Annotated in this window: 2 protein-coding genes; both read right to left on the bottom strand. The window is 69.1% G+C overall.

Going from position 1 to position 1,994, the window contains the following annotated elements:
• On the bottom strand, positions 1-222 hold a 222-nt coding region (locus ACFU99_RS41970), incomplete at its 3' end, for a biotin/lipoyl-containing protein (RefSeq protein ID WP_384403602.1).
• 49 nt (positions 223-271) lie between these two features.
• Positions 272-1,660, bottom strand: a complete 1,389-nt coding sequence (gene lpdA / locus ACFU99_RS41965; protein ID WP_384403599.1) for a dihydrolipoyl dehydrogenase — start codon at positions 1,658-1,660, stop codon at positions 272-274.
• Positions 1,661-1,994: the final 334 nt, after the last annotated feature.

Here is a 1,994-nt window from a genome sequence, read left to right as displayed (position 1 = left end):
CGCCCGCTCCGCGCCGCCCTCGACCGCCTCGTGCTCCGGCTCCGGGTACCAGGCGACCACACCGGCGTGCGGGCCTCGGATCTCGCTGTGGAGGTTGTGGGTCGACACCTCCAGCAGAGGCTCGTCGGCCTCGACGCGCTCACCCTCGGCCTTCAGCCAGCGGGTGACAGTGCCCTCGGTCACGCTCTCGCCGAGCGCCGGCAGGGTTACGGAAACCGCCATGGTTTCGGTTGCTCCTTACGAAAAGTGCGGATGGTGGTGCGCTCGGGACTTAGTCGTGCGAGTGCAGCGGCTTGCCGGCCAGGGCCAGGTGGGCCTCGCCGAGCGCCTCGTTCTGCGTCGGGTGCGCGTGGACGAGCTGCGCGACCTCGGCCGGCAGCGCCTCCCAGTTGTAGATCAGCTGAGCCTCGCCGACCTGCTCGCCCATACGGTCGCCGACCATGTGGACGCCCACGACGGCGCCGTCCTTGACCTGGACGAGCTTGATCTCGCCGGAGGTCTTGAGGATGTTGCTCTTGCCGTTGCCCGCGAGGTTGTACTTCAGGGCCACGACCTTGTCCGCACCGTAGATCTCCTTGGCCTTGGCCTCGGTGATCCCGACGGAGGCGACCTCGGGGTGGCAGTACGTCACACGCGGCACACCGTCGTAGTCGACCGGCACGGTCTTCAGACCGGCCAGCCGCTCCGCCACCAGCATGCCCTCGGCGAAGCCGACGTGCGCGAGCTGGAGGGTCGGGACGAGGTCGCCGACGGCCGAGATGGTCGGCACGTTGGTACGCATGTACTCGTCGACCAGGACGTAGCCGCGGTCCATCGCGACGCCCTGCTCCTCGTAGCCCAGGCCCTGGGAGACCGGCCCGCGGCCGATCGCGACCAGCAGCACCTCGGCCTCGAAGGTCTTGCCGTCGGCCAGGGTCACCTTGACGCCGTCGGCGGTGTACTCGGACTTCTCGAAGAACGTGCCGAGGTTGAACTTGATGCCGCGCTTGCGGAAGGCCCGCTCCAGCAGCTTGGAGCTGTTCTCGTCCTCGACCGGGACGAGGTGCTTGAGGCCCTCGACGACCGTGACGTCGGTGCCGAAGGACTTCCACGCCGAGGCGAACTCGACGCCGATGACGCCGCCGCCCAGGATGATCGCGGACTTCGGGACGCGGTCCAGCGTCAGCGCGTGGTCCGAGGAGATGACGCGGTTGCCGTCGATCTCCAGGCCGGGCAGCGACTTCGGCACGGAGCCGGTCGCCAGCAGGACGTGGCGGCCCTCCACCCGGCGGCCGGCGACGTCCACCGAGGTCGGCGAGGACAGCTTGCCCTCGCCCTCGATGTAGGTCACCTTCCGGCTGGCGACGAGACCCTGGAGGCCCTTGTACAGGCCCGCGATCACGCCGTCCTTGTACTTGTGCACGCCCTCGATGTCGACGCCCTCGAAGGACGTCTTGATGCCGAACTTCTCGGCCTCGCGGGCCTGGTCGGCGATCTCGCCGGCGTGCAGCAGAGCCTTCGTGGGGATGCAGCCGTTGTGCAGGCAGGTGCCGCCGAGCTTGTTCTTCTCGATCAGGGCGACGTCCAGACCCAGCTGCGCTCCGCGCAGGGCAGCGGCGTAACCGCCGCTACCGCCTCCGAGGATCACTAGGTCGAAAACGGTGCTGGCGTCGTTCGCCACGTCACGTCCTCCATGCATGGATACGCCGTAGCCGGTCGTCGGTGACCGGGCGGCGGCTGTTGTTCGGCCGCTTCTAGATCGGCCCTGGGTGTAAGGGGGGCCCTGTCCTGCCGTGACAACATCTTCGCACTTGTTGACGGGCGGCGGGACGCCGGGCCGGTGCCGGGGCGGCGCTACGGCCCTCCCCGACCTCGCTCGGGCGCACGGACGTACGGATTTCGTCGAGGGCGAACGTGACGAACGGAACGACGAACGGAACGAGAACGGACCGACGAACGGCACAGTCCGCGGCGAGCGGGGCGGCAGGACGCCCGTACGGCCCCGGGCACGGGAC

This window comes from Streptomyces sp. NPDC057654, from assembly GCF_042800135.1.
Classification (GTDB): domain Bacteria; phylum Actinomycetota; class Actinomycetes; order Streptomycetales; family Streptomycetaceae; genus Streptomyces.
The sequence above is the reverse complement of the archived record's forward strand: the minus strand, read 5'-3'. Positions and strand labels throughout refer to the sequence as shown.